Source organism: Pseudomonas sp. HP_14, assembly GCF_055283875.1.
In genome coordinates, this window is sequence record NZ_JBTOQI010000033.1 from 95,545 (window position 1) to 121,427 (window position 25,883).

The 25,883-nt window shown below is 55.6% G+C and carries 24 protein-coding genes; 6 read left to right on the top strand and 18 right to left on the bottom strand.

Annotation, left to right across the window (positions count from 1 at the left end; genetic code table 11):
• Positions 1-278 precede the first annotated feature (278 nt).
• A complete protein-coding gene (locus ACYASS_RS18100; RefSeq protein WP_463587277.1) occupies positions 279-470 on the top strand; it encodes a hypothetical protein in 192 nt (63 codons plus the stop codon).
• Here ACYASS_RS18100 and ACYASS_RS18105 read toward each other — a convergent pair whose 3' ends face one another.
• The 5 genes from ACYASS_RS18105 to flgB form a co-directional block, all read right to left on the bottom strand.
• On the bottom strand, positions 471-2,219 hold the full coding sequence (locus ACYASS_RS18105) for a flagellar hook-basal body complex protein (RefSeq protein ID WP_463587114.1): 1,749 nt from the start codon (positions 2,217-2,219) through the stop codon (positions 471-473).
• A 202-nt stretch (positions 2,220-2,421) separates the two neighbouring features.
• Entirely contained in the window at positions 2,422-3,777 is a 1,356-nt protein-coding gene (gene flgE, locus ACYASS_RS18110; protein WP_463587115.1) for a flagellar hook protein FlgE, read from the bottom strand.
• 28 nt (positions 3,778-3,805) lie between these two features.
• On the bottom strand, positions 3,806-4,486 hold the full coding sequence (locus ACYASS_RS18115; RefSeq protein ID WP_243246768.1) for a flagellar hook assembly protein FlgD: 681 nt from the start codon (positions 4,484-4,486) through the stop codon (positions 3,806-3,808).
• A 14-nt stretch (positions 4,487-4,500) separates the two neighbouring features.
• Entirely contained in the window at positions 4,501-4,941 is a 441-nt protein-coding gene (flgC, locus tag ACYASS_RS18120) for a flagellar basal body rod protein FlgC (protein ID WP_087273143.1), read from the bottom strand.
• 3 nt (positions 4,942-4,944) lie between these two features.
• Complete coding sequence (gene flgB, locus ACYASS_RS18125; RefSeq protein WP_087273141.1) at positions 4,945-5,352, bottom strand: flagellar basal body rod protein FlgB; 408 nt, start codon at positions 5,350-5,352, stop codon at positions 4,945-4,947.
• Positions 5,353-5,843: 491 nt separating this feature from the next.
• Between flgB and ACYASS_RS18130 the strand changes: the two genes are divergently transcribed.
• Positions 5,844-6,758, top strand: coding sequence for a class I SAM-dependent methyltransferase (locus ACYASS_RS18130; protein ID WP_463587116.1), 915 nt, complete (start codon positions 5,844-5,846; stop codon positions 6,756-6,758).
• Positions 6,759-6,881: 123 nt separating this feature from the next.
• Here ACYASS_RS18130 and cheR read toward each other — a convergent pair whose 3' ends face one another.
• Both cheR and ACYASS_RS18140 read right to left on the bottom strand, forming a co-directional pair.
• Entirely contained in the window at positions 6,882-7,709 is an 828-nt protein-coding gene (gene cheR, locus ACYASS_RS18135; RefSeq protein WP_463587117.1) for a protein-glutamate O-methyltransferase CheR, read from the bottom strand.
• A 44-nt stretch (positions 7,710-7,753) separates the two neighbouring features.
• Positions 7,754-8,686 carry a chemotaxis protein CheV gene (locus ACYASS_RS18140; RefSeq protein WP_463587118.1) on the bottom strand — a complete coding sequence of 311 codons (933 nt, stop codon included), beginning with the start codon at positions 8,684-8,686 and terminating at the stop codon, positions 7,754-7,756.
• A 79-nt stretch (positions 8,687-8,765) separates the two neighbouring features.
• On the opposite strand from ACYASS_RS18140, the gene flgA reads away from it, so the two are divergent.
• From flgA to ACYASS_RS18160, 4 genes are all read left to right on the top strand, one after another.
• Entirely contained in the window at positions 8,766-9,524 is a 759-nt protein-coding gene (gene flgA, locus ACYASS_RS18145) for a flagellar basal body P-ring formation chaperone FlgA (protein ID WP_463587119.1), read from the top strand.
• Positions 9,525-9,696: 172 nt separating this feature from the next.
• Entirely contained in the window at positions 9,697-10,014 is a 318-nt protein-coding gene (flgM, locus tag ACYASS_RS18150) for a flagellar biosynthesis anti-sigma factor FlgM (protein WP_243246761.1), read from the top strand.
• Between the two features lie 49 nt (positions 10,015-10,063).
• Complete coding sequence (locus tag ACYASS_RS18155; protein WP_243246759.1) at positions 10,064-10,528, top strand: flagella synthesis protein FlgN; 465 nt, start codon at positions 10,064-10,066, stop codon at positions 10,526-10,528.
• An 82-nt stretch (positions 10,529-10,610) separates the two neighbouring features.
• Positions 10,611-11,357 carry a flagellar brake protein gene (locus tag ACYASS_RS18160; RefSeq protein ID WP_463587120.1) on the top strand — a complete coding sequence of 249 codons (747 nt, stop codon included), beginning with the start codon at positions 10,611-10,613 and terminating at the stop codon, positions 11,355-11,357.
• Between the two features lie 244 nt (positions 11,358-11,601).
• On the opposite strand, the gene ACYASS_RS18165 is transcribed toward ACYASS_RS18160, so the two are convergent.
• From ACYASS_RS18165 to ACYASS_RS18215, 11 genes are all read right to left on the bottom strand, one after another.
• A complete protein-coding gene (locus tag ACYASS_RS18165) occupies positions 11,602-12,966 on the bottom strand; it encodes an MFS transporter (RefSeq protein WP_463587121.1) in 1,365 nt (454 codons plus the stop codon).
• Between the two features lie 54 nt (positions 12,967-13,020).
• Complete coding sequence (locus ACYASS_RS18170; protein WP_463587269.1) at positions 13,021-14,262, bottom strand: glutamine synthetase family protein; 1,242 nt, start codon at positions 14,260-14,262, stop codon at positions 13,021-13,023.
• Between the two features lie 180 nt (positions 14,263-14,442).
• Complete coding sequence (locus ACYASS_RS18175; protein ID WP_463587122.1) at positions 14,443-17,934, bottom strand: glycosyltransferase family 2 protein; 3,492 nt, start codon at positions 17,932-17,934, stop codon at positions 14,443-14,445.
• Between the two features lie 119 nt (positions 17,935-18,053).
• Positions 18,054-18,974: a nucleoside-diphosphate sugar epimerase/dehydratase gene (locus ACYASS_RS18180; RefSeq protein ID WP_463587123.1), complete on the bottom strand. Its 921-nt coding sequence runs from the start codon at positions 18,972-18,974 to the stop codon at positions 18,054-18,056.
• Between the two features lie 45 nt (positions 18,975-19,019).
• Entirely contained in the window at positions 19,020-19,652 is a 633-nt protein-coding gene (locus tag ACYASS_RS18185; protein WP_463587124.1) for a class I SAM-dependent methyltransferase, read from the bottom strand.
• Positions 19,649-20,734, bottom strand: coding sequence for an NAD-dependent epimerase/dehydratase family protein (locus ACYASS_RS18190; RefSeq protein WP_463587125.1), 1,086 nt, complete (start codon positions 20,732-20,734; stop codon positions 19,649-19,651). Before ACYASS_RS18190 ends, ACYASS_RS18185 begins: the two co-directional genes overlap by 4 nt.
• A 184-nt stretch (positions 20,735-20,918) precedes the next feature.
• Complete coding sequence (locus tag ACYASS_RS18195) at positions 20,919-21,752, bottom strand: SDR family oxidoreductase (protein WP_463587126.1); 834 nt, start codon at positions 21,750-21,752, stop codon at positions 20,919-20,921.
• A complete protein-coding gene (locus ACYASS_RS18200) occupies positions 21,749-22,501 on the bottom strand; it encodes an SDR family NAD(P)-dependent oxidoreductase (protein WP_463587127.1) in 753 nt (250 codons plus the stop codon). Before ACYASS_RS18200 ends, ACYASS_RS18195 begins: the two co-directional genes overlap by 4 nt.
• Positions 22,491-23,324 (bottom strand): sugar phosphate isomerase/epimerase family protein, encoded by an 834-nt coding sequence (locus ACYASS_RS18205; RefSeq protein ID WP_463587128.1) that lies wholly within the window; start codon positions 23,322-23,324, stop codon positions 22,491-22,493. Before ACYASS_RS18205 ends, ACYASS_RS18200 begins: the two co-directional genes overlap by 11 nt.
• The gene (locus tag ACYASS_RS18210; RefSeq protein ID WP_463587129.1) at positions 23,324-24,070 is read right to left on the bottom strand and encodes an SDR family NAD(P)-dependent oxidoreductase; all 747 of its coding nucleotides are present in this window, start codon (positions 24,068-24,070) and stop codon (positions 23,324-23,326) included. Before ACYASS_RS18210 ends, ACYASS_RS18205 begins: the two co-directional genes overlap by 1 nt.
• Positions 24,071-24,072: 2 nt before the next feature.
• Positions 24,073-25,875, bottom strand: a complete 1,803-nt coding sequence (locus tag ACYASS_RS18215; RefSeq protein ID WP_463587130.1) for a thiamine pyrophosphate-binding protein — start codon at positions 25,873-25,875, stop codon at positions 24,073-24,075.
• Positions 25,876-25,883 lie beyond the last annotated feature (8 nt).

Genomic DNA, 25,883 nt, shown 5'->3' on the forward strand with positions numbered 1-25,883 from the left:
CTGTAGCTGTTCTAACAGGGAGATAGCAATATCCGGACCAACTTGTCAGACGCGATACAAAGCACTGATTGTTCAGCAAAAACGGACACGCCAGCGGCGCTGACTGAAGTCCATGGCCGGAATGTGGCGGAGGATTGCCACATTTCGAGAGTGAAGCGGTTTGAGCCGCCAAAAAAACTACGCAAAGATTAAATCTGCGCCAGAAAATGACTCTGAATCAAACTCGCTCAGTGATAGGCTCTGCCTCAACGCACCCCATAGAGCGCCCGAACACTGACATGAACACTCATGCAGGTTACGCCCTGATCATCGCCATAACCCTGACGATGATCACACCCGCCAGCCAGGCCAAAAACGCCAGCTATTACAAATGGCAAGGCGCAGACCGTGTCGTCTGCGCGCAGACCAGCCCCGGCAAGGGCTGGAAACGACTTAACGGCTCCTTTATAAAGTCAGATTGCTCGATCTGATCAAGTCGACTGAATCAACGTCTGCATCAACGTCACTTCGGTGGAAATCGCTTTCGAGTTGGCCTGATAGGCTGTTTGCGCCTGAATCAACGCGATCAACTCGTCAGCCAGGGTGACATTTGACCCTTCCAGCGCCCCACCGATAATCCCTCCCAGACCACCCGCGCCCGGCGCGTCGTAATCTGCCGGGCCCGAAGCAATGGTTTCGGTCCAGCGCGTATCACTTTGAGGCTGCAAACCTTGCAGATTGGCGAAATTGGCCAGCATCACCTGACCAATATTGCGGGTCAGGCCGTTACTGAATCCGCCTCGCAGAATCCCGTCGCGACCAATGATCAACGCGTTCAACTGCCCAGCCGAGTGACCATCAACCTGCTGTGACGAACGACTGCTCGGCGCATTGTGCTGACGCAGCGTGGTCAAATCGATTGCAATGCCGCCATCGGCAGCTGCCGCACCATTGGAGATCCAGCGCTCGCGACTCGTCCCGGGATCGCGAGCCATCGCCGGTACCCACCCCTCAAGCTGCAAGCTATTGGCGCCGCCATTCATCAAGCCCGGCGAGCCCGTCAATGACCTCAGCGAACCATCAGCGTTAAATACCGCATTGGCCGTCAATGGCTCTTTTGATTCCGGGTTCAAAGGGTTGTGGTCATTGACCAGCACATGCATCTGCCAACTGTTCGCCCCGTCTTTGACAAAGTACTGCTTCAGCTCGTGCTGCTTTCCCTGACTGTCGAAGATCGCACTGGCGAACACCCGGCTATAGGTTTTCACGTCAGTTGCCTTGAACACCGGCACCGGCCTTTGCATCACTGCGTCGCCAACATTGAGCGCACTCGCCGGACCATCACTCAGGGGCAACGACACCGCCCCGCCATTGGCAAAACCATTGACTACCCAGGCCGCGCCGACCTGCTCTGCGGGTCGCCAGCCCTGTAACGAAAACTCGGTATCGGATATTTTCCTGATGTGCTGGTTATTGCCCGAGAAGCGCACCGTGCCGTCCGCAGCCTTTTCCAGCGTCACCTGTTGCGGGCTGACACTGGCCGGATCCAAAGGGTTACGCCCATCAATCAAGACGTACATCGACCACTGATTATCTTCAGTTTTGACGAAGTATTGCTTGAGCTCATGCTCAGCAGGCGGCAACGGATCGGCGCCTTCATCCATGATCGTCCGGCTGGTCATGCGCGTATAAGTAGCGGGATTTCCCGGGTCAAATACCGGCACCTGCGCCATCGAGGCCAGTGAAGCGTCCAGGTTGATATTTCCAGCAATCCGCGTAGTCGCTTTGGGTGCGATATTCGACGTGTCAATTTTCAGGTCAGCACGCACCCCTGTCATGATTTCGCCGCTGTCATTGGCGGCATACCCCTGCAGACGCCCTCCTTCATCATCGACGACATAATCCTGCGCATCCTTGAGGAAGGCGCCGGCCCGGGTGTAAGCAAGAGAGCCACGATCACTGACCACAAAAAAGCCGTTGCCCTGGATCCGCATATCAAGCGGGCTCCCTGAAGTGGTCATGCTCTCGCCCTGATTGAAGTTCTGTCTGACGGAAGCCAGGCGCACGCCATCACCCACCGAGTTCTGCCCACTCCCAAGATACGAGGATGAATACAAGGCGGAAAACTGCGCCCGTGACGATTTGAATCCGGCTGTGCCAACGTTGGCGATATTATTACCCGTCACTTCGAGTCTTTTATTTGCTGCTTTTATTCCACCAATAGAAACATTGAACGACATGAAAACTCCCTTTTTACCGTGATCGGTTTTTTATTGAGGAAGTTTTATTCTCACATCATCGTGCGTGGGAAATTTCCAAGGTCATTGCGTGACGTATCCGGAATTTATTACTTACTGTAGGACCGAGTTTTATTATTCAAACGCCCATAAAAAAGCCCCTTCGAAAAGGGGCTTTCTGGAGCAGCTTATACAGCGACTTTCATCAAGCCATCTGAATAGTGGTCTGCATGATAGTGCTCTGGGTGGAGATCGTCTTGGCGTTAGCCTGATAGTTGCTCTGCGCCTTGATCAGGTTCACCAGCTCCATGGTCAGGTCGACGTTGGAGTCTTCCAGCGCCTGCCCGGTGATGTCACCCAGGGTGCCCGACTGAGGAGCGCCCGTAACCGGCACGCCCGAGGCGAACGTTTCACGCCAGTTGGTGCCGCCCGCAGGAGACAACCCCTGGACGTTGGCGAAGTTGGTCAGCGACACCTGACCGATTACCTTCGACTGACCGTTGGTGTAGGTGGCGAACATATTACCGGTAGCGTCGACGTTCATGGAGCTGATCTGGCCAGTCGCGTAGCCGTTCTGGCTCTTGGCGATAGCACCGGAAACCGAAGCAGTTTGTGTGGTTGCCAACATATCCAACTGGACGCCGCCTACCGCAGGATCAGCACCGTTATCCACCCAGTTAGGCACTGTGGCCGTACCTGAGTTGAGCGCTGGGTTCCAGTTATTGATCTGCATCGTGCCGTCAGCATTCACAGCAACGTTGGCCAGTGCTGGAGGAACTGGAACCGGCGACTTGACTGTCGTACTGACCAGCTTACCGGATGAGTCGAAGGTCAGAGTGTTGACGCTCGGCGTCACCACGTCAGGAGACGTCGTCGCCGGACTATCAATAGAACGACCGTCAATCAGGGTATACATGTCCCAAGTGTTAGTACCGGTTTTCACGAAATACTGATCCAGAGAGTGCTGATTACCCTGAGAGTCGTAGATCGGAGTACTGAACGTGCTGTTGTACGTTTTGACATTCGACTGGTCGAACGGAGAAACCGTAGGAGCAACAGCGGTGGAGTTCAGGTTCGACGTGATCGTTACGTTGTTAGTCGGGTTTGGCGCCAGGTTCGACGAATCGACACGCAGGTTCTGCACAATGCCGGTTACCACGTTGCCATCAGCATCAACGTTATAGCCCTGCAGGTTCATGCCCGAGCTGTTGACGATATAGCCTTCTTTGTCGGTGTGGAATGCACCGGCACGGGTATACAGACTTTCGCCATTGTTGCTGATCATGAAGAAGCCGTTACCGTTGATCGCCAGGTCAAGGCTGTTGGCGGTACCGGTGGTCAGGGTGCCTTGGGTAAACTGCTGGGACACCGCTGCTGTTCTTACGCCGCTGCCGACGTTGGTGTTGCCGGAAGTACCGCGGATGGATTGCGCGTACTGATCGGCAAACTCCACACGGGAAGCTTTGAAACCCGTGGTCGCAACGTTGGCAATGTTGTTGCCCGCCACGTCGAGACTTTTGTTCGCCGCATAGAGCCCACTAAGACCGGTATTGAATGACATGTAACACTCCTTCGCCGTCGAGTCGGCTCTAAATTCCGATAGTTTTTACTTGGGACAGACCGATACTTTGGCCGCCGGCCAGATTGAGTACCATTTCTGCACCGTTAACCCCGGTCGTTACGCTATTGACCGTTGCAGGTAGATAAGTCGCCAACGAAGTCGACTTGCCTTCCAGAGAACCGTTAGCCACGAAGCTGTAGTTGCCTGCAGCCACTTTTTCACCGGCATCATTGGTGCCGTCCCAGGTGAAACTTGCGTTACCGGCAGACTGGGTGCCCATATCAATGGTCTTGACCAGGTTCAACTGTGGGTCATAAATCTTCACAGTTGTCACCGAACTTGCCGACGGCACAACAACCGAACCGGTCATGCCTTTAGTGGTATCGACGGTGGTAGAACCGGCATTGACGATGACCGAGCGCCCGACCAGCGAAGAGGCCTGCAGCGCTTGCGACGATTGATAGAGGCCAGCAATGCTGTCTACTGTCGACGTCAGGTTCTGCATGCTTTCCAGGCTGCTGAATTGCGCCAGCTGAGCAACGAACTCACCGTTGTCCTGCGGCTCCAGCGGGTTCTGGTTCTTCATCTGAGTAACCAGCAACTGCAAGAAAGCATCTTTGCCCAGCGCGTCATTCTTCGAAGAAGAAGACGCGGCAGGGTTTTGCAACGCATTTATAAAATTCGTTGATACATCGTTTTCAACGGCCATTTATTCGCCCCTTATCACTGACCGAGGGTCAGGACCTTCTGCATCATTGATTTGGCGGTATTCATGATTTCCGCGTTGGTCTGGAACGAGCGGCTGGCAGAAATCATATCGGCCATTTCTTCAACGACGTTCACGTTCGGGTAGTACACGTAGCCATTGCCATCAGCAGACGGGTGATTGGGCTCGTAGCGTGCTTCAAGGTTGGAAGCATCTTCGATGATGCCGTTGACCTGTACGCCCTGCCCGGCTTCGCCCTGCTCCTGAAACAGCGAACCGCCGCCTTGCTGGCTTTGCTGGAAAACCGTCGCGAACACCGGGTGACGGGCGCGATAGGTCTGATCCATGCTCGAAGACACGGTCTCGGCGTTGGCAATGTTACTGGCGGTGGTATTCAAACGAGTGGTCTGAGCACTCATGCCGCTACCGGCAATATTGAAGACGTTGGCTAGAGACATGAATTACTCTCCGCGAAGGGCTGCAACCAGCCCTTTGAATTTACTGTTGAGCAGGGTGAAGCTGGCCTGGAAACCCACGGAGTTCTCCGCGTAGTTGGCGCCTTCAACCTGAGCATCGACGGTGTTCTGATCCAGTGAAGGCGCAGACGGCGTGCGGTACATCAAGGTACCGTCTGTATTGCCCAGGCCTTCAGCTTCGATATGACGGCTATTGGTCATGTTCAGGCCAAACTTGCCATTTTTTGCCTTGTCGCTTTCTGCGGCCAGCACGGACGAGAAGTCCAGATCGCGAGCCTTGTAGTTAGGCGTATCGGCGTTGGTGATGTTGTTGGCAAGCACTTCGGCACGCTGCGCGCGGAAGCTCAGTGCCTTTTCGTGAATGCCTAGCGCTTTATCGAAGCTGATGCTCATTTCGGGAAACCTTTACCGGTTGACCAGATTTTCTTGATAGAGACATAGCAATCAGCGTGCCAATCTGAGAAACGCCCTGTTTCAAGGGGTTGGCGAGGTGGCAGGCAGAGACAATGCCAGAAAAGCGGCAAGGCATTTCCGCTGCGAGTGCCATAAGCGGCAAGGTGAACGCCGTAAAGTTGCCATTGCCGCGCAACGCGCCGATTTTCTGCCGACAGATCGCCCACCGACATTGAGATTGAGATTGAGATTGAGATTGACAAAAGCAGGGCTCTGGATTGCAGCAAGTCAAACTACTCAAACGGGCACGACTGATACCCCGACAGCACGGGGTTACAAAAAGCCAGACAGGCCGCCTGGTGTTGAATATCGAACACTCGGTTCGAGCCCTTGAACATTGGCACCACCTTCCCCCCCGCAGCAAACTTCACACCTGCATACGCCTGACGTACTATCCCCGGCAAGACTCAGACAGAAAGGAAACGAAATGTATGGAAGTCCCCGTTCAGAAACTGCAAACCGCCGGCGCGCTTTCACACTTAAAAAGGGACCGTATTTCCAGCCAATGCGTCTGCTGCGCTAGCGAAAACCTGAAACGCTCCCCTGCTATCCTCATGCCGTTTCTATCCCATCGTATTTTTGGCTGGGCACCAGTAACGATCGATGACAGCTGGGGGCTTTCAACGATAAAGAACGGTCATGCCTATTCGATCTGCAACTCTCTACTCTGCTCGGAGTGTGGATTTTTATTTCTGGACATTCGCTTTTCCGACAGCGAGCTAAACAGTCTCTACCATGACTATCGCGGAGAGGAATACAACAATCTTCGGGAGCAATACGAGCCAGGCTACACCCTTAGAAATACCAACCTGAATGCGGGAATTGGATATATCGACGAGATCGAAAGCTTTTTGAAGCCTCACGTCGAAACGCCTGTTCGCCTTCTGGACTGGGGCGGCGACACCGGCAAGAATACGCCTTTCAAGACCCAGGCCAAGGTATTCGACGTCTACGACATCAGCAACAAATCCGTCATCGACGGGGCCAGAAGAGTCAACAAGGAAGAAGCCTTCCGCAATCAATACAACCTCATCATTTGCAGCAACGTTCTGGAACACGTCCCCTACCCGTCGGACTTGTTATTGGATATAAAAAAAATCATGCAGGCGGACAGCGTCCTCTATCTTGAGGTCCCCATGGAAGCCGTTATTCGTGAGCACGAAATCGACCCACATTTAAAAAAGAAGCATTGGCACGAACATATAAACTTTTACTCCGAGACATCGCTTAGGCGCCTGATTGAACACACGGGACTCGATGTCATTGACCTGTATAAATTGCATATAACAGCAGAAGGCAAAGAGGCCTGCCTGTTCCAGGTCGCCTGCAGGCTTAAAACGAGCTGATGCGCGCAACCAAACGACTTCGCGCGACGAAAAACTATTGCAGCGAGCCTGCATGCAACCAGCCATAGCTCCCGTGCGGAAAAAAAAAGAGACCCCAGGGTCTCTTTTTCAATGCACAGATACTTATTTAGCCTGGTAAATAATCCCCGGGCTGCACTGCACCATCTGATAATGGTCCGGTAAACCGTTCAACGCCTCGGAAGCACCGAGGAACAGATAGCCACCCGGCTTGAGCGTGCCGTGAATACGCAGCAGGATGTCTTTCTTCACCTCGGCCGAAAAGTAGATCAGCACGTTGCGGCAAAAGACGATGTCGAATTTGCCCAGACTTGCGTAGCTGTCCAGCAGGTTAAAGGCGCGGAACTCGACCCGACTCTTGATCGGGGCCTTTACGCCCCACTTCCCAGGCCCCTTGACGTCGAAATAACGCTGCAACCGGTCAGGAGACAAACCACGACCGATTGCCAGGCTGTCGTATTCGCCAGACTTGCAGTTGGTCAGCATCAAGCCCGACAGATCAGTGGCAACAATTTGCGCCCCGGATTTAAGCTGACCAGGATTGCTGCGCTCGAACTCATCGATAGTCATCGACAGCGAGTACGGTTCCTGCCCCGAAGAGCAGGCGGCCGACCAGATGCGCAGACGCTGACCGGGAGCCGCCTTGATTGCCTCGGGCAGCACCTTGTTCTTCATCACCTCGAACGGATAGGTGTCGCGAAACCACAAGGTTTCGTTGGTCGTCATCGCATCCACCACCTGCTCACGCAAACCGCTGCGTGGCTGGGACTGAATCCGCTGAATCAACTCACCAAGCGTCTTGATGCCGTTTTGTTCCATCAACTTGTTGAGGCGACTGGAAACCAGGTATTGCTTGTTTTCACCCAAAAGGATGCCACAGGCTTTTTCCAAAAATACCCGGAACTGCTCGAAATCCAAATTACCCGTAGCCAAAATGCCGCCTCTCAAATCATGTAAAACCACCAGGGGCGACGCCCCTAGCTGATGTCCGCTGTCTTGATTCTGTCAACAACCCGCGCTGCCAGGTCATCAGGCCGGAATTTGGCGAGGAAGTCATCCGCACCGACCTTCTTCACCATAGCCTGATTGAACACACCCGACAGGGAAGTGTGCAAAACGATGTGCAATTTTTGCATCCGGGGATCATTACGAATCTCGGAGGTAAGCGTGTAGCCGTCCATTTCCGGCATTTCAATGTCGGAAATCATCATCAAAAATTCTTCTTCAGGCTTTTTGCCTTCAGCAACCATCTGCTTCAGATACTCCAAAGCCTGACGACCATCGTTGAGCGCAACCACTTCCACCCCAACGGTCTGCAGACAGCGACTCACCTGTTTGCGTGCCACAGAGGAGTCATCCACGGTCAGCACCCGCAAGGAAATGGCCTTATGGTGCGTTTCTTCATCAATCACGCCGACGGAAACGGATTCCGACATTGGCGCAACTTCGGCGAGGATTTTCTCGACGTCGATGATTTCGACCAACTGGTTATCGACCCGCGTCACAGCCGTCAGATAGTGATCGCGGCCGGTGCCCTTGGGTGGCGGATGGATCTCTTCCCAGTTCATGTTCACGATGCGCTCAACCGAGTCCACCAGAAAACCCTGAACCTTGGTGTTGTACTCGGTGATGATCACGAACGCGTTATCAATCGACATCTGCCCTGGCAAACCGGTTGCCATGGCCAGGTCGAGAATAGGAATCGTCCCGCCACGAATATTCGCCACGCCCCGCACGATTCGACTGGATTTAGGCATCACGGTGAGTTTGGGGCATTGCAGCACCTCCTTCACCTTGAAGACGTTGATCCCGTAAAGCTGTTTGCCGTTGAGACGGAACAACAACAGCTCAAGGCGATTCTGCCCAACCAGCTGCGTACGCTGGTTAACTGAATCCATTACACCGGCCATGCTGCGACTCCCCTATCAAAGTAACCATCGCCACAGCACCTGATCAGGTAAGCGGCACGGGCCTTGCTTTTTATACGTCATGAATGCAAAAACGACAATTTCCCGACACACGATTTTCAAGAACCGCAGCCTGCTTTGTTCGTTGGCTTTGCTGTGCCTGGCAACCCTGGCGAATTACAGCCGGGCCGACAGTTTTACAATGCCTGAACAGCTTATCGGCGTCACTCAGGGGTTTCTTGAATTCACAGTTGAAGACTATTTGGCGACCAGCCAGATCGAAGGTCGCTTTGAAATTGAAGTTCGGCAACTGGACCCGCGCCTGCGCATGCCGCTCTGTGACAAGGAATTGACAGCGAGCCTCGAAAGCCCTCGCCCTGTAGGCCGCGTCACAACCCGCGTACGCTGCGAAGGCTCGTCGCCATGGACCGTATTCGTGCCCGCTCAAGTGCGCCTGTTCCGCAATGTCGTCACCGCAGTCAGGCCACTCAAGCGCGACGCCATCGTGACTGAACAGGACATTGCGATGCGCGAACGGGACATCGGCCTGCTGGGTCAGGGCTTTCTGTCTGCCGAAGATCAGGCTGTGGGGCAAAAAATCCTCCGACCAATGGTCATCGATCAGATCATTGCTCCCAACTTTCTTGAGCAGCCGCAGATGGTGCGCAAAGGCGACCAGGTTGTCATTACTGCGCGAAGTGGCTCTATCGCTGTACGGATGCCCGGCGAAGCGCTCTCCGACGGGACTTTCAACGAGCAGATACGGGTGCGCAACCTCAACTCAAAACGAATCATAAAAGCCAACATTACGGGCCCTGGCCAGGTGGAGGCACCTATGTGATCTGATAGAACGCTGGCGTCAAACGCTTGTTTTTCCTAGACTGCGAAACAACGTCTGAGGTTTGAGGTCCATTTCTGCGGGTATCGCAAATGGATTTCACTTAGCAGGCTAAAGTTTTTCTGCATTTGGTCGAAACCATGGCAAGCGTCCAAACACCAGAGGAGTTTTTATCATGGTCATCGACTTCAACCGACTTAATAGCGGCACCGCAGTAAGCGGCGCAACCCGTACAGGTAGCGCCAAGGAAGCAGGCAAGGCAGATGCAACGGTTGCGACCGCAGCATCAGAAAAAACCAGCAGCACCGGCGAATCCGTAAAGCTGAGCAGTGAGGCTCAACAGTTGCAAAAGATCACTGATAAGTTGGGCGACCTGCCAACCGTCAACAGCGCCCGCGTGGCAGAGTTGAAACAGGCAATCGCCGATGGCAGCTATCAAGTAGACAGCAACCGTGTAGCCAGCAAGCTGCTTAATTTCGAAGCTCAGCGCTAGCCCAATGCTCGCGCTGGATCTTCTGGACGCTTAAAAACCAGAGCATGCGATGCAAGACACTACTTTGCTCCAACTGATGATCGACGACATGGTTCCTGCCCAGCAATTGCTGGAAATTCTGCAGGCCGAGTCCCTCGCCCTCCACGGCCGCGACATGGTCGAAATGGAGCATGTGCTTGCCAAAAAGCATGCACTGGTGATTTTGCTTGAGCAGCATGGCCGCAAACGCAGCCAGATTCTCAGCGGATTGGGATTGAGTCAGGATCGTAAGGGCCTCAGCACACTCGCCGAAAACTCGTCAGTGGGCGAGCAATTGATGAAGGCTGGAGACGAGTTGAGCGCGCTGATTAATCAGTGCCAGCAACTGAACACTCAAAACGGCAGCTCTATCCAGATGCAGCAGGCCTCTACTGCGCATCAGTTGCGGATACTGACCGGCGATATGCCCACGCTGTATGACAGCCGGGGATCGACATCCGGACGTGCAAAGCCACGTCCGTTAAGCCAAGCGTAGTTTTCTGTATCAAGGCGCTTTGCATGCTGGCAAAATGCCTGCCATTGCGTTGCTGTCGTATTTTGCCTGGAGATGGAAAAAAGTGAATGGCTCAAGTGCGGAAGATGCTCCGCAGCCCCCAAAGGTACTCAATACGCCTTTGGAAATTGCCGCCAACTTGCGGCTGCTACTTGAAAGTCATGATCCTCTGATCATTACTTTTCATGAGCGTACCCAACGTTTTCAGAGCTATCTGATCGAGGTCGACCGCGAAAGCGATGTCATTGCCCTCGACGAAATGATCCCTCGTGACGGCGAAAAATTCCTCGCCAACGGCGAAGCTTACCGGGTTGAAGGTTTTCATGATGGCGTACGCATCGCGTGGGAAAGCAGCGCGCCGATGACCATCCATGAAGCCAACGGTGAGCGTTTTTACCGTGGCCCCATGCCTACGGAAGTCATTTACCATCAACGTCGCAATGCGTTCCGCGCGGCATTGAAGCTGGCCCAGTTGGTCAGCATCGAGATGGGCGGTGATCGACTCAAATTTCCTCTGAGCGGCAAACTGCTGGATATTTCGGCGACCGGCTGCAAGCTTCGTTTTGAAGGCGATGTTTCAGAGCGCATGCAACTGGGTCAGGTGTACGAGCGTTTCGTGGCTCAGTTACCCTTTGGCACCATGACCGCTCCAGTTGAGTTACGGTATCTGCACTTCGAAGAAAGGGTTAACACGACGTTTGCCGGGATTCGCTTTCATAACATGAGCGGATTGGTGCAGCGCCAGGTTGAACGTTTCGTGTATCAACTGCAGCGTGAAGCGCGTCGCTTCGACAAGGACGATGACTTCTGACAGTGATTTCTGGCTGTTAAAAAGGCGATTGCGCGGTGAGCGTAATCGCTTTTTTTGTTTATGCGTATCTATTGATCAAGGCTTGCCTCTGTAGGAGTGCACGAGCAACGCGAGGCCGCGATGGCGGCGGGTCAGGTATACCGCCATCGCGGCCTCGCGTTGCTCGTGCGCTCCTAAAGAAAACACATTTCAATTCAGTTAAAAGAGCCTAGCTTGCTCGCGATCGCGATGATGCAGGGCAATCCTAAGGCCGATTGATTTCTTCGTCTTTCACATCCACCACAGCCTCGTCTTGCGCCCTGGGCTCAACCGGCGGTTCAACTTCAGGCTCAACCTCAGGTTCCACCGTGGTCTGCATCTGATCCTGGACAACCTGCTCATCAACCCGCGGGTCAAGCGCAACCACCAGCGGCGAACTGGACATGCTGTCTGGCATCGCCACGTGATGCAGCGGCGCGTCGTCCACCTGGTGAAGGTGCGTTACGGCTTTAGGACGAATCAGTAACACCAGCGCCAGCGACGTCAGGCACACAAACGCATACAGCATATTGGCCCCAAACGCCTTCATCAGGGCGCCAGCGGCCAGCGGGCCGATACTGGCGCCAATACCGAAGGTCATCAGCAACATGGCTGTGAGCGAGACTCGGCGCTCCCCTTCAACGTGGTCATTGGCAAACGCGACGGCCAATGGGTAAAGGCTGAACTGGACCAGCGACACCACAAAGCCCACCACAAACAACACTTCCAGCGGCATGCTCGGCAACAACGCCAGTGGCAACGCCGCCAATGCCAGCACCCCGGCAAACGCGCGCATCAATTGCGCACGATCATAGCGGTCTGATAGCAAACCCAGCGGCCACTGCACCAACAGACCAGCCATGATGCAAAAACCCATGAACATACCGACATGCTCGGTGGACAAACCCTGCTGCGCCGCATAAAGCGGCGCCAGACCGTAGAAAGCGCCAACAATCAGTCCAGAGCCCAGCACAGTGGTCAATGACTGCGGCACCCTGCTGATAAAGAACCGCGGCTCCAGTGGCGCCGGATGCAATGGCGCCGGGTGAATGCTGCGGGTCATAGCCACAGGCACAAGACACAGGGCAAAGCACATGGCGACCAGCATCAACAACTCTGGCCCTAACCCAGGGTGGACCACCAGGATCATCTGCCCCAGGACCAATCCCAGGTAAGAGGCAATCATGTAGCCGCTGAACACCATGCCGCGCTGCTTGGCAGCAGCCTGCTCGTTCAGCCAGCTCTCGACCACCATGTACTGACACATCATGCCAAGACCGACAATCATCCGCAGAAACAGCCACGCTGGCAGCCAGTCGATCAGGCCCAGCCCCAGCACTGCCGCCCCGACGATCCCGGCACAGGTGGCGTAGGCACGAATGTGCCCGACACGACCGATCAGGCGGTGCCCGACTTTGCCGCCCAGCACCAGACCCACATAGTTAGCGGCCATCAACGCACCGATCCACAGACCGTCAACCTGATCGGCGGACAATCGCAAGGCAAGATACGTACTCAGAAGACCGGAGCCGGTCAACATCATCAGGGAGGCGAAATACAGACCCTGAAAGGACTTCCAGATTTGGCGCATCGACTTTCCAAAAATTAGGAGCCGTCAGAATGGACGGCGCCTGAAACACGATTCTTAAGCCTGGGCAGCCAGAATGCGCCGTTCCCAGGGGGTGATTTCATCAAAGAAACTGGTCAGCTCCAGGGTCTTCGATGCGATGTAGCCTTCGATGAACTCAACGCCAAACAGTTCCTTGGCCAACTGACTGCGTTTCAGACGTTCCAGAGCGGCATTCAAGGTACATGGCAATGACAATTCATCCGGCACAAGGATTTCACCCTGAATCGGTGGCGTCGGCTCCAGTTGCTGCTCGATCCCATGCAACCCCGCTGCCAGGCTCGCAGCTATTGCCAGATAAGGATTGGCGTCAGCGCCCGGCAGACGGTTTTCGACGCGTCTGGCCGCCGGTTCACTGGCGGGTATACGCAGCCCCGCAGAGCGATTGTCATATGACCAGCAGGCATTATTCGGCGACGCAAACGGATGACACAGTCGCTGATAGGAATTCACATTAGGGGCAAACAGTGCCGTAAAGTCCGCCATGCAGGCCTGCTGACCGGCAATAAAATGCCGGAACAGCGCTGTCGTTTCGCCCTGCTCGTCACTGAACACGTTCGCGCCGGTGCCCGAGTCAACCACGCTCTGATGAATATGCATCGAACTGCCCGCCGTATGCGCCAGCGGCTTGGCCATACACACCACGATCAAGCCATGCTTGAGCGCAACTTCCTTGAGCAAGTGCTTGAACAGAAATGTCTGGTCAGCCAACAGCAGCGGATCGCCGTGCAACAGGTTGATCTCAAACTGGCTGACGCCCATTTCATGCATGAAGGTGTCACGGGGCAAGCCCAGCGCCGCCATGCATGTATAGACTTCGCTGAAGAACGGCCGCAAACCGTTGTTGGAGCTGATACTGAAAGCCGAGTGCCCGTCTTCGCGACGGCCATCGATCCCGCTGGGCGGCTGAAATGGCTTGCCAGGGTCAGGATTCGGCGCGAAGACAAAAAACTCCAGTTCGGTGGCAACGACCGGTACCAGTCCACGCTCGGCATAGCGGGCAATCACCGCCTTGAGCTGGGCGCGGGTCGACAGGTTGCAAGCCCAGCCGCCAAGCTCCTCGGTGTCGCAGATCGCCAATGCACGAGGCTCGACACTCCACGGCAAACGATGAATCTGCTGCGCATCGGGGACCATTGCCACGTCACCGTCATCGCTTCCGTAAAAACGCGACGGCGGGTAGCCACCCATGATGCATTGCAGCAGCACCCCACGCGCCATCTGCAAACGGCGCCCTTCGAGGAAGCCTGCTGCAGTCATTACCTTGCCGCGTGGTACCCCATTCAAATCAGGAGTGACGCACTCGATTTCATCAATGCCCGTCAATCGCTGTGCGAGCGTGTTGTGGCCATCGCTGGTCATGCCTCGAATCCTTCCTTTCCATCCAGAGCGTACAAAATACGCACCAGATGTTCGATATTTCAAGCAGCTCGGTAAAAATCAATCCGGCAGCCAGATATCTCGCCAAGCCTGCAAGTGTCTGTCATCGAGCATCCAGTCGCGACGCACGACACTCTGCAGCGCATTGCCCATTGCGGCAGCGCCCTCCAGATCCGAAAGATGGGCACGAACCGCTTCGAGCCAATCATCCGCAGCATTCTTGACCCGTGTGACTGGCAAGTCGCAGCGATAAGGTTCCAGATCGCTGCAAATCACCGGCACCCCGCAGATCCCGAACTCCAGCAGGGCCGTGTTGCTCTTGCAGTGATTGAACAGGTTATCCACGAGTGGTACCAACGCAAGGTCAAGATTCAGAGAGGCGAGCCTGGCCGGATAGTCTGCGAGTGCTACGTTGGAGTGGACCTCATGAAACAACGGACGCAGCGATTCAGGGCATTCGCCCAGGAAGATCCATTCAACCTCATCAGCCAGTTCGCGGATAACGTCAGCTACCACGTCGACGTCAGCAGTGCTTATAGAATCTCCAGCGAGGCCGATTCGAGGCTTGACTGAAAAACGATGCTCACTACGCAGAGTGCCCCACCAGCGCGGATCCAGTCGATTTTCGATGATTCGGATGTCCGCGTGGAAACCGTCGAACACGTTAGCCAGTGTATCGCTTGATACAACCAGACGATCCATAAAAGCGAGCCCGTTACGTAGTGCCCCGGCTAAATCCCCAGGCAGATGGGCGCGCTGCTCAGTCGGCAGATCCGGCAAATACTCATCCAGCTCATAAACCTTGAAGGCCCTGGAGAACGCTTTCATGCGGCGCATAGCTTCTCTCTGCGAATCGCCCAACTGCCGTTGCAACACAATCACATCCGGATCGAAACGCTGTAGCTCCACTGCCGACAGCAGCTGCGGTGCTACAGCACCGTCGATCAGCCCCTTGTCACGCATGGCGTTGAATGGCTGAGCCAACCGGTATTCATGACTACGCGTTTCCACTCCCGGCTGCGCCAGGACGCGTTTCAAATCGCTCAGACCTGCCAGTGGCCGCCAGGTGAGCGAACTTTCGACCACTTTGAAGAGACGTTTTGGGTTCAGGGAGTAATTCGGATTGTAAGCAGGTTCGGCGGCCAACTGTTGTAACCAGCGGGCGTAGAAGCGGTCTTCCTCTTGCGCAGTCGGCGGAACACTATCAGGCTCGCTGATCAGCATCTGAACCCGAGGCGTGAGTACGTTCAAATAGCCCGCCTGTTGCATTTTCAGACACAGATCGACATGAGCCCAAGGGGCCATCTGCTCATCAAAGCCACCTGCCGCGAGGAACAATTCACGCTTGACCAACAGGCACTGCTCACTCAGCGCAGAGAAGTCGCTTTCCACCTGCAGTCGTTGCATGTAGCCCGGGCTGCTGGCTTCTGCACCTTTGAAGAGTACATCGGCAGGCCCATTCAATCCGAGCAACAGGCCTCCCTGGCGTAACTTGCCTTCGCCATTCACCAGCTTCGCGCCGACACTGCCTACTTCTGGTCGCAGGCCATGATTAAGCATCTGCTGCAGCCAATCCTGTCCGACGATACCCACGCCCGAATCGAGAAACAGTACGAAGTCGCCCTGCGCATCCTGGGCTGCCATGCTCAGGAGGCTTTCAGACGTAAGGCCAGCGCCATAGCGCAAGACCCGGATATGCGCGACGCCGAGTTGTTCGATGCCTTCGAGCCAGCCAGACACAGCCGGATCGTCATTTCCGCCGTCCAGCACCAGCAACTCATAATTACCGTAGGTGGTGTTTTCCAGCAGACTTTCCAGGCATCGCTGCGCAGCAGCGAGACGGCCATCGACCAGCACCAGAATACTCACCCCGGCGGTCTGCGGCTGCCCGTAATCAATTTGATAGCATCCCGCCGATAGGGAATTGACCTGTGCCAGCGCAAAGCCTCGAGCCCGCAAGTGGCGCTCGATAACCTGCACTTGCTGCGGATCATCAGCCAGGACTGTCGGCGCGCTGATCACCAGCGGTTCACTGATATGCCCCAAGCCCTCAAAACCAGTCGACTCAATCAGGCGCAAAATGTATTCGAGCTCGAACGCACCGAAGCAATCACTGACAAAACCGCCCTGCTCTCTCCAGGTTTCGTGCCGGAATATCCAGTGCTGCATGAGCATCGAGGGACTGCTTAACAACAGGTCGAGGTTCAGATCCGGCCGCAACAGAAACTCACGCTGACCGTCAGGCTTGAGCACGATTTCATCTGCGTAAACTGCACGATGCCCGGACAGGCAGGCCAACTCCAGCCCGGTAGCAAACAGTCCACTCGATGTGAACTCTTCGCCCGCCTGCACAACCATGAACCAGTCACATACGAGCTCATGAAGCGCACTGTTAATACTTGCAACATATGTCTCTGGCTCAAACCTGAATTCGCCAACACCTTCAGCGCTGCTCAACACCAACGGCCGCACTTCAACGTGAGCGGGCGCTTGCCGGACAAGACTATCCAGTGTCTTTGAACGTTTGACCGAGTCGCCCGCAGGGTCCAGAACCACCACGCCGATAATGGGGACTGGAACACTTGCGAACTGTTGATCGACCAAGGCCTGCCGAGGAGCCGATAGCGCACGGTCAGCCAACCAGGGCAGTACTTCGAATCGCCGGTTTCTAGTGGTGAAATCCTGCGCTGCTTTCTGGGTAACCTCAATGAAGTTATCCAGCGCAAGCCAGAAAGCTTCCTGGTGTTTCAACAAGCTTGCACGGAACAACGGCAGGGTTTCCCGGGCACGCTCAACAAGCTCTGGACTATTGCCCCACGCTACGCCATAGCTCTTGTTCTCGTGCACAGCCAGCTGCAATGGCGCTCTTTCGTTGGGAAGAACAATAGCTATACATCCGCAGAGCACAGCATCCGCCCCAATACCTGTCGCCTCGGTACAATAAAAGTATTCACACTGCTGGAACAGATCAGCCAGTTCTTCCCACGACCCGGGGCTGAACAAGGTCACCTCAACAGCGTCAGGTGGAAGCAACTCAGGATCGATGTAACCGTTGCGCTGTTTGCCGCGAAAGTAAGCTACTTTGCCCTTAATACGTTTGGCCGGATTATCTGGCAGACGAAAAATACTCAAATCAACAGCAGGCATGTACAACACGCGATCTTCAGACATGCCCGGCGGCAGCAAAGCCTTGGTGTACGCAAACTGAATATCCGTCGGCTCGTAATCGCTAACGGGATTGAGGAAACCAGGCTGATTTAACAGGTAACGAACCACCACATTACTGTTAAGCGGATTACCGTCTATGACCTCCGGGAGGACCACGATGGGCTCAATCCCGGCGGCTTTATGCTCCCCGATCGTGTTATGCGTTAACACCGGGGTCATCAAGTGCGCGGGAACACCTGTAGTCATCACATAGGCTTCATAGCCCGAGCGGATAAGCGCATCGCACAACATATGTAGCACTCGGATACCTGCCGAGTTACGGCGATACGCCGGTGCCATGATGTAGTACGGGTTAGGGCGTTTGGCGAACAGTGAGCGGACCATCTAAGGCTCCGGCGTAGGGATTGTATTCAAACCGAGAGCAATACCCGGCCTCCATACTGGATGGATGGCGACCCTGTAGAGGCCGCTATTTCGTGCTGTCGTCTATATTCAGCAACTGACTATAACGGCCTCAGCGAATTATCATAATTTTCAAACAGTACCGCCCCGGCGCAGTTGTAATCCGCAAAGCTTATGTCTTTTTTGGGTTGCCGCCATTCGCCGTAAACGAAATCAAGGTAGCCATACGCATCCTTCGGTGCTTTGACTTTTGCGCCAAACAGTTCAATGGTGTCGAACCCTTCATAGAACTCCTTCGGGCAAAACCATTCGGGCATAGCTCCCACCATCACGGCTAAACCATCACGCTCTACACGACGACCAAAGTCTGTTTCGAAGGGAATGATTTCGTCGGCGCCGTCGACGTTTTCACAGGTAATTCTTATCCCGTAATCAACACCGTGGGTGGCCATCAACTGAATGTTCCATACCACGCCTTCAACAGCAGGAAGGTTATGTTGATTGTTACGCAGCACGCTTATCCAAGGCTGGAACTGAGCCTCGTTCACCGAGAAATCGATGTCGTCATCCCAGGCAATAAAATCGTGTTCACGCAGCGCACCGAGCAATGTTCCAAAATCGAGGTACAGATCAATTCCCCCCTCCTCAGCCATCCGGCAAAGCATCAGCAACAATTGCTTTGCAAGTGCCTTGGTTTTGGGATGGGAGAAAGGATGTACATCGCGCATCCCTTTCATCTCGCGCTTGCCGGGAACAATCGCAGGCACATCCGCCAGACCCAGTGTTTCGAGCTGAGCCAGGACGCTATCGGACCACACACAGGTAATGACGATCACGTCGCAACCACTGGCAGCGATTTGCTCGGCAGAGATGACCGGAAAACCGTGAAATGCTCCGCCTTGTTTGGCGGTATCGTTATCGGCAACTGCCAGAATGTTCAGGTCACGATTTTGCTCGATGAAGTTACCGCCGCTCTTGCCAGCACCGAACAGTACGATTTTCTTGCCTTGTAGTTCCTGCATGATTTAATTCCCCGGATGCGCTCGCAATCCTGTCATAAAAACAACTCAGTTTTTCTGGGCGACACAGCGTCCGACTTTTGCATCTTCATCGCGAAACTTGGCCAAGCCACGACCTTCAATTTGATAAAGGACGTTGAAACCTGCGCGCTCAACATTCTTCAGTACCGCGGCATGATCCAGGAAGCGCCGGTAGTGATCAAAACCAAAGGTTTTTTCCTGTTCCGCGTCGTCCACTGTGCGGTACTCGAACAAGACCTGGCTTTGCGCGGGCAACAGCGCGCCCAGCAGATCGAGAAACGCATTGGCTTCGTTTTCATCAATCGCATGCAGGAAGAAACGGGCATAGACCGCAATCTTGCGTTTACCCTTCAGGAAAGCCTTGATGTGGTCGTGAGCTGCAGCCGCCTGACATTGCATGTAGTTAGCGTGCTCGTGAATGCTTTTTGAGCGACACAGTTCGATCGCTTCGCCAGACGCATCCAGCCCAAGAAGATCAAAACCGTATGCAGCAAAAAACTCACTATCGCGGCCATTGCCACAGCCGAACTCGATCACGCCATCGACATCCATCAATTCATTAATGGCGAATGCCGCGAATTGCGAAGGATAGGCCGGAGCACCTTTCTTCTTGCTACCGTAAAACGTATCCCAATAGCTCGACTTTTCTGCTTGGCTCATCGTTTATCCTCAACACCACTAATTTTGTAACTCACTTCTGACTTACCTGTATCGGCCCACTCTGCAGTTTCTTTGACCGCTTTTTCCAAATCAGTCCAGACCTCCAGACCCAGTGCTCGTGCCTTATCAATAGAGGGCACATAGACAGATCGCGGGCTGACGGACGGCACATCGGCGATCAGCACTGGCTTGTGTGGAGCCAGCCAGCCACCTACACGCCTGGCCAGCTCGGCAATGCTCAGCGCCTGATCAGAACCTACGTTGTAGGCTTGCCCGGACTGCCCCGCTGCCAGTATCCCCAGCAACCACACGGCAAGATCGGCAGCATAAAGGTAACTGCGCAATGCTTCGCCGCGAGAGTTCAGTGCCAGACGCTCGCGCCACAACGCATCTCGAATGAAGTTCCCGATTGCAAAATGCCCGTCTAGAGGGAGTCCGGGGCCAACGAAAGCGAAACACCGGGTGAAAACCACTTCGATGCCATGGCGTTTTGCAAACATGGCCCCAAGGGTTTCCTGAGCACGTTTCGCTTCGCCGTAAGCGCTGCCCGGCAAGGTACTGTCGCAAGCCAGCGATGAGTCATCGGCGAAGTCATCCATGCCCTCGGGAAGCGCACCATACTGCGCGCCCGAACCGGTAAACATCACTCGCCTCACACCGCAACTGACAGCCAGCTCAAGTACCTGTCGCGCGCCATTGATCATGCTGTCAAACAACGCAAGAGAGTCTTGCTGAGCCGCCGCCGAAGTCTCGGTGGCAGCATGAATCAAGTAATCGAATCGAGTGGGTGAAACCAGCGTCAGACTATCGGTGTCGGACTTGATCCATTGCAACCAACTCACATCACGGTAATACCGTTCGGTATCCATAAATGCGTCTGGGTCTCGCGATACTGCCGTCACACGAATTTGAGCGCCTTGTTCGTTCAGCAAATCGATCAGTGCCAGGATCCATTTGCCAAAAAAACCCGTCGCTCCGGTAATCAGCAAATGCTGGCCAAACAATCTCTCAACGCACGGAATACGCTGAGAAACCCGCTCCAGCCCGGCACGGATCAATGCGACCTCAAGATTCACCGGCATTGCTCATTCTCCATGCGGGCCAGTCGTTCACTTTCGAACATCAGGTGTACGCCCTCTCGCAATCGGACAGGCACAATTATTGGAATACTGAGGACATGGATGAGCCTCAGCGGTAAACCTCGGCAGCTTCTGCGGGCCCATGAGACTCTACAGGTATAGGCTCTGCAGCATGAGAAGGCTGCCTTTACCACGTACTGCGCCCGCCATCGACAACCAGATTGGCACCATTCATATAACTTGATGCGTCAGAACACAAAAACGCCAACGCACCGCGATACTCATCAACCTTGGCCATACGGCCCAACGGAATCAGTTGGGTCAATTTGCCAAGAAAAACATCGTTTTGTCCGGCATAAACGCCACCTGGGGACAGGGCATTGCAACGCACGCCTTGTTCACACCAGTAAGTGGCGAGGTACTTGGTCAGCCCGATCAGCCCGTGCTTGACCACCGAGTAGGTCACTGGCTTGACCGGCTGCTGATCCGCGTCTTTACCCTCTACCCGGTACAAGCGCTGATCTGGTGCGATGACACCGAGGTCCGACGCGATGTTGACGATCACACCACTGCCCTGCGCAGCCATATGAGCGCCGAAGATCTTTGCGCAATTGAATGCACCGCCCAGCCCGACGTCGAGGTCCAGGCGCCACTGCTCCCACGGGAAGTTCTCCAACCGCGAGAACTCTTTACCGTCGTTTCCTTCAACCTTGGGATTACGCGCGGCATTGTTGATCAGGATGTCGACCCTGCCATGCTGCGCCAACACGGCGCTGCACGCGGTGCCAACCGCTTCGACATCAGTAATGTCTACGGCCAGGCACAGCGCCTCGATACCGAGTTCCTCAAGCAATCGCGAACTGTTACTCGCAAGGCTCTGAGCGTTGATGTCGAGCAACACCGGAATGCCGCCAAGATCGGCGATGGTCGCAGCATGCTGATAGCCGAGCATGCCACCGCCGCCGGTGATGACCGCGACCCGGCCATTGAGGTCGAACAGCTTGGACGTTGTGTTGGTCATGATCTGAGTTGTCCTCCATCGACCACATGAGTGGCCCCGGTAATAAACGCTGCCAGCGGCGATGCCAGATAAGCGGCCATCCGCGCAACATCAAGGGGGGTGCCCAGGCACCCAAGCGCCACGTCCCGAGCGAGCATCGACTCGACCGCGCCGCGGTCCTGCCTGAGCTTGCGATCCCAGACCGAGCCGTCGAACAGAATGTTGCCGGGCGCAATACTATTGATGCGTACGCCCTGACGACCAAAGGCTCGGGCAGAATTGCGTACATAACTTTCCAGCGCTGCTTTGGCGGCCGCATAGGGCACCGGGCAGCCGAGCGCCTCGATCCCACAGATGGAAGAAATGCAGATGATGTTGCCTTTACTGGCGACCAGAGCCTCGGTTGCAGCCCATACCGCGTTAGTCGTGGCATGCAGGTTGATGTCGAGCACGCGCTGCCATTCGCCAGGGGTTTCCTGACCGGGCGGCACCGAAGAGCCGCTGCCGACGTTGCACACCAGAATGTCGAGTTGACCGTGAGCTGCGATGACCTCGGCAACCATGGACTGGCAAGCAGCAGGATCGCGAGCGTCACCGAGCACCGATGTCGCTCCCGGCAACTGCTCCTGCGCTGCACGCAAGCGTTCGGGATCGCGGCCATTGAGCACGACCTTGCAACCCTCCTCGGCAAGCTGACGGGCAATTGCCAGGCCGATACCGGCAGACGAGCCGGTTACCAGGGCAACCTTGCCACTCAACTCAAGATTCATGGTTATCCCACCAGGCCTGTGTCATATCACGGTAACGAGCCACCGCCCCGGCATGGTCGCCGTCTTCAGCGCGCGCCGTCTGCAAAATGAAATGACCGGCATAGCCCGCCTTGTGCAGTGCAGCGAACGCTTCTGGAAAGTCGGCATTACCCGTGCCCAGTGGTACGGTAGTGCCGCCAAGAACCCGATCCTTGACATGCACGTTGTCGATCCGCTCGCCATACGCAGCGATCTCTTCTGCTGCGCGATAGCCCAGCGCAGCGCTGTTGCCGATGTCGTAGTTGATACCAAAGGCATCCTCGGGAAAGCGTGCGATGAACTGTGCCAGGCGCTCGGCGGGGAAGTCCGACTCGAAAACAATCTTCAGGCCATCTTGCACAAGGCGGTCGCGCAAAGGCAGCAAACCTTCGAGCAATGCAGCTTCTTCTTCCGGGTTGGTCAGCGAGCCATTGTCGACCAGAGGAATCAGCACGTAACCGATGCCAACAGCCTGGGCCGCGTCGAGAATGGCATTCAGGTCATTCAGCAGGCTTACCCGCTCCGAACCCTGCACTTTAAAGAAAGGCGCCTGCATGAAGCAGTCACCAGTCAACGAAAGAATCCGGACCCCGTGTGCCTGGATCAGCTCACGGATGCGCTGACGTCCGGCCTCGGTCATCAGCGGGTTTTCGTAAAGTCGCTCCTGGTCCAGGGTCCATTCCATCAACCGTACGCCGAGGCGCTGCGCAACCTCGAACTCCAGCTCCCAGTCGCGCCACGGAAATGCCTGAATCTTTCCATCCACCCGCTCGCACAGGCGGCCTTGCATGAATCCGATTTCCATTACAACCCCTTGACCGACCAGCCGCCATCGACATAAAGATCGGTGCCTGTGACATAGCTACTGGCAGACGAGGCGAGAAACACTGCCGCACCTGCCAACTCCTCGACGCGCCCCCAACGACCGAGCATCGTGCGCCCGGCACGAGCGGCATTCAGCTCCGGATTGTTGTAGCTGCCTTGAGTCATTGCTGTCTGCACGTAGCCCGGGACGATGTTGTTCACCCGAATACCCTGGCTACCCAGATCAAGTGCCATGGCACGAGTCATGGCCGCCAAGCCGCCCTTGGAGGCAACGTAACCGGGGTTTCCGGGGAAACCCAACCCGGCACCGATACTGGTGACGTTAATAATCGAACCTTGGCCGTTATGCTGCATGTGCGGCACAGCCGCGAGACTGCAACCGTAGGCGGCGGTCAGGTTCAGCTCCAGGGTACGCTGGAAGCTGACCATCGGATCCGCTTCCACGCTGCCCGGCAAGGTGATCCCGGCAGCATTGACCAGAATGTCGAAACGGCCGTGCAACTCCGCAATCTCGGCGAATAAAGCCACCACCACAGTCGTCTCACGGGCGTCGCACTGACGATACTGGAAGGCTCCCGGCGCCTCGGTTTCAGCCGAGCGACCTACGCCGTAAACAATGGCACCGGCCTCGCCCAGGCCGTTGGCAATAGCCGCACCGATCCCGCGAGAGGCCCCGGTGACCAGAGCAACCTTGCCATCCAGCCGAAAAGTGTCGAGGACACTCATGGTCATGCTCCTTTTGTACCCAATGGCCAGTTCTCGGCAAACTCTTCGCGAGGCAGGAACGGATACAAATCTTCCAGGGCACCGGACTCTGGTTTGCCCTGGGCGTTGATGCGCGTCATGACCCTCGGAATGCGAGGTTCCTCGACCTGTACCATCACCTCGCAGAGCACCGGACCTTCTCTTTCAAGCACTTCGCGCAGGCGGGCATCCAGATCTCCATGCCCCTCGATCAAGGCGTAGCCGACACCGTACGCTTCTGCCAGCTGACGCAAGTTCGGCAGTTGCAGGCCGCTTTCAGCATCAGCACCGACCAGCAGTTTGAAGTGCGCGGTTTGAGAGGTACGAATAGAGGCGTAACCCAGGTTATTCACCACAAAGCACTTCACTGGCAAGCGCTGTGCAGCCAACGTCGCCAGTTCCTGTACGTTCATCTGCAGACCTCCATCGCCTTCCACACAGATGGTTTGCCGACGACCGGAGGCCAGGCAGGCACCGATGGCAGATGGCACGCCAAAGCCCATCGAGCCCGTTCCGCGGTTATGGAAACAACGCTGGTTTTTCTTGATGCGCAGATTCAGCAGGAACAACTCAGCAGCAAAGCCCGAGCTGCACGGGGCAATCACGTCGCCCTCGCCGAGCAGCTCAGACAAGCGATCAGTGAAGTAGTACATGCTCACGCCTTGGCTGTCATCGGCATGCTCGGGTTGCAGCAGCGGATAGCGCTGACGCCAGCTCGCGATCTGGGCCAACCACTCTGCATAAACCGGCAGAGGATCAGCGGCAACGGCCGCCGCCAGTTGCTCGATGAATGGCCCAACATCGGCTACTACCGGGACTTCGATTGGCATCTGCAATTTGGCGATTTCCGCCGGGTCGATATCAACCACTACCTTTTTTGCGAACGGTGCGAAGTGCGCGTGATCATAGGCAGTGATTGCCATGTCCAGGCGCGAACCCAGAACGATCAGCAAATCGCAATTCTGCAGCGCGAAGTTGGCCCAGCGGGCGGCGATGGAACCCGGACGACCGCCATACAGTGGGTGATCATCTTCAATTACGTCCATGGCCAGCCAGGTCGGCATGATCGGCACACCAGCGTTTTCAACCAAAGTGTTGAACGCATCGATCGCGCCCGCCATACGGATCCCGCTACCCGCAATAATGCCGGGACGTTTTGCGGTTTTGAGCAGCTCCAGAGTGCGAGCGACGGCTGCGCTGACATCAGGCGCAGCTACGGGCGCAGGCAGCTTCGCACGACGCAGTGTCTGTGGGTCGATTTGCGCAGCCTGCACATCAAGCGGGACGTCCAGCCATACAGGGCCACGACGCCCGTTGAAAGCCGCATATTCCAGTTCGTCGAACACTTCTGCGACCGCTTCCGGGTCGGTAAGGGTCACTGCGCGCTTGGTGATAGAGGAGACGATAGAAACGATATCGGCTTCCTGAACACCCAGCATACGCAAGCCAGTACCCGCTTTCAGGTCAGCGGTTTTTACCTGACCGGAAATGAAGAACACTGGCGTGGAGTCGAGCCAGGCACCCAGTGTGGCAGTAACCGCGTTGGTCGCACCGGGACCGCAGGTTGTCATGCAGGCACTTGGTCCACCCGACAACTTACCTGCGGATTCGGCAGCCACACCGCAAGCCTGCTCATGGAGGCAGAGAATCGGCTCCAGATCAGGATGACGGCCCAACGCATCGTTCAAATGCATCGCACCGCCACCCGGCAGGAAAAACACCTGCTTGATGCCCAGCTCCGCCAGCCGATTCATGATGTAGTCAGCTACACGCATCTTGTTGCCCATCGTTGAAA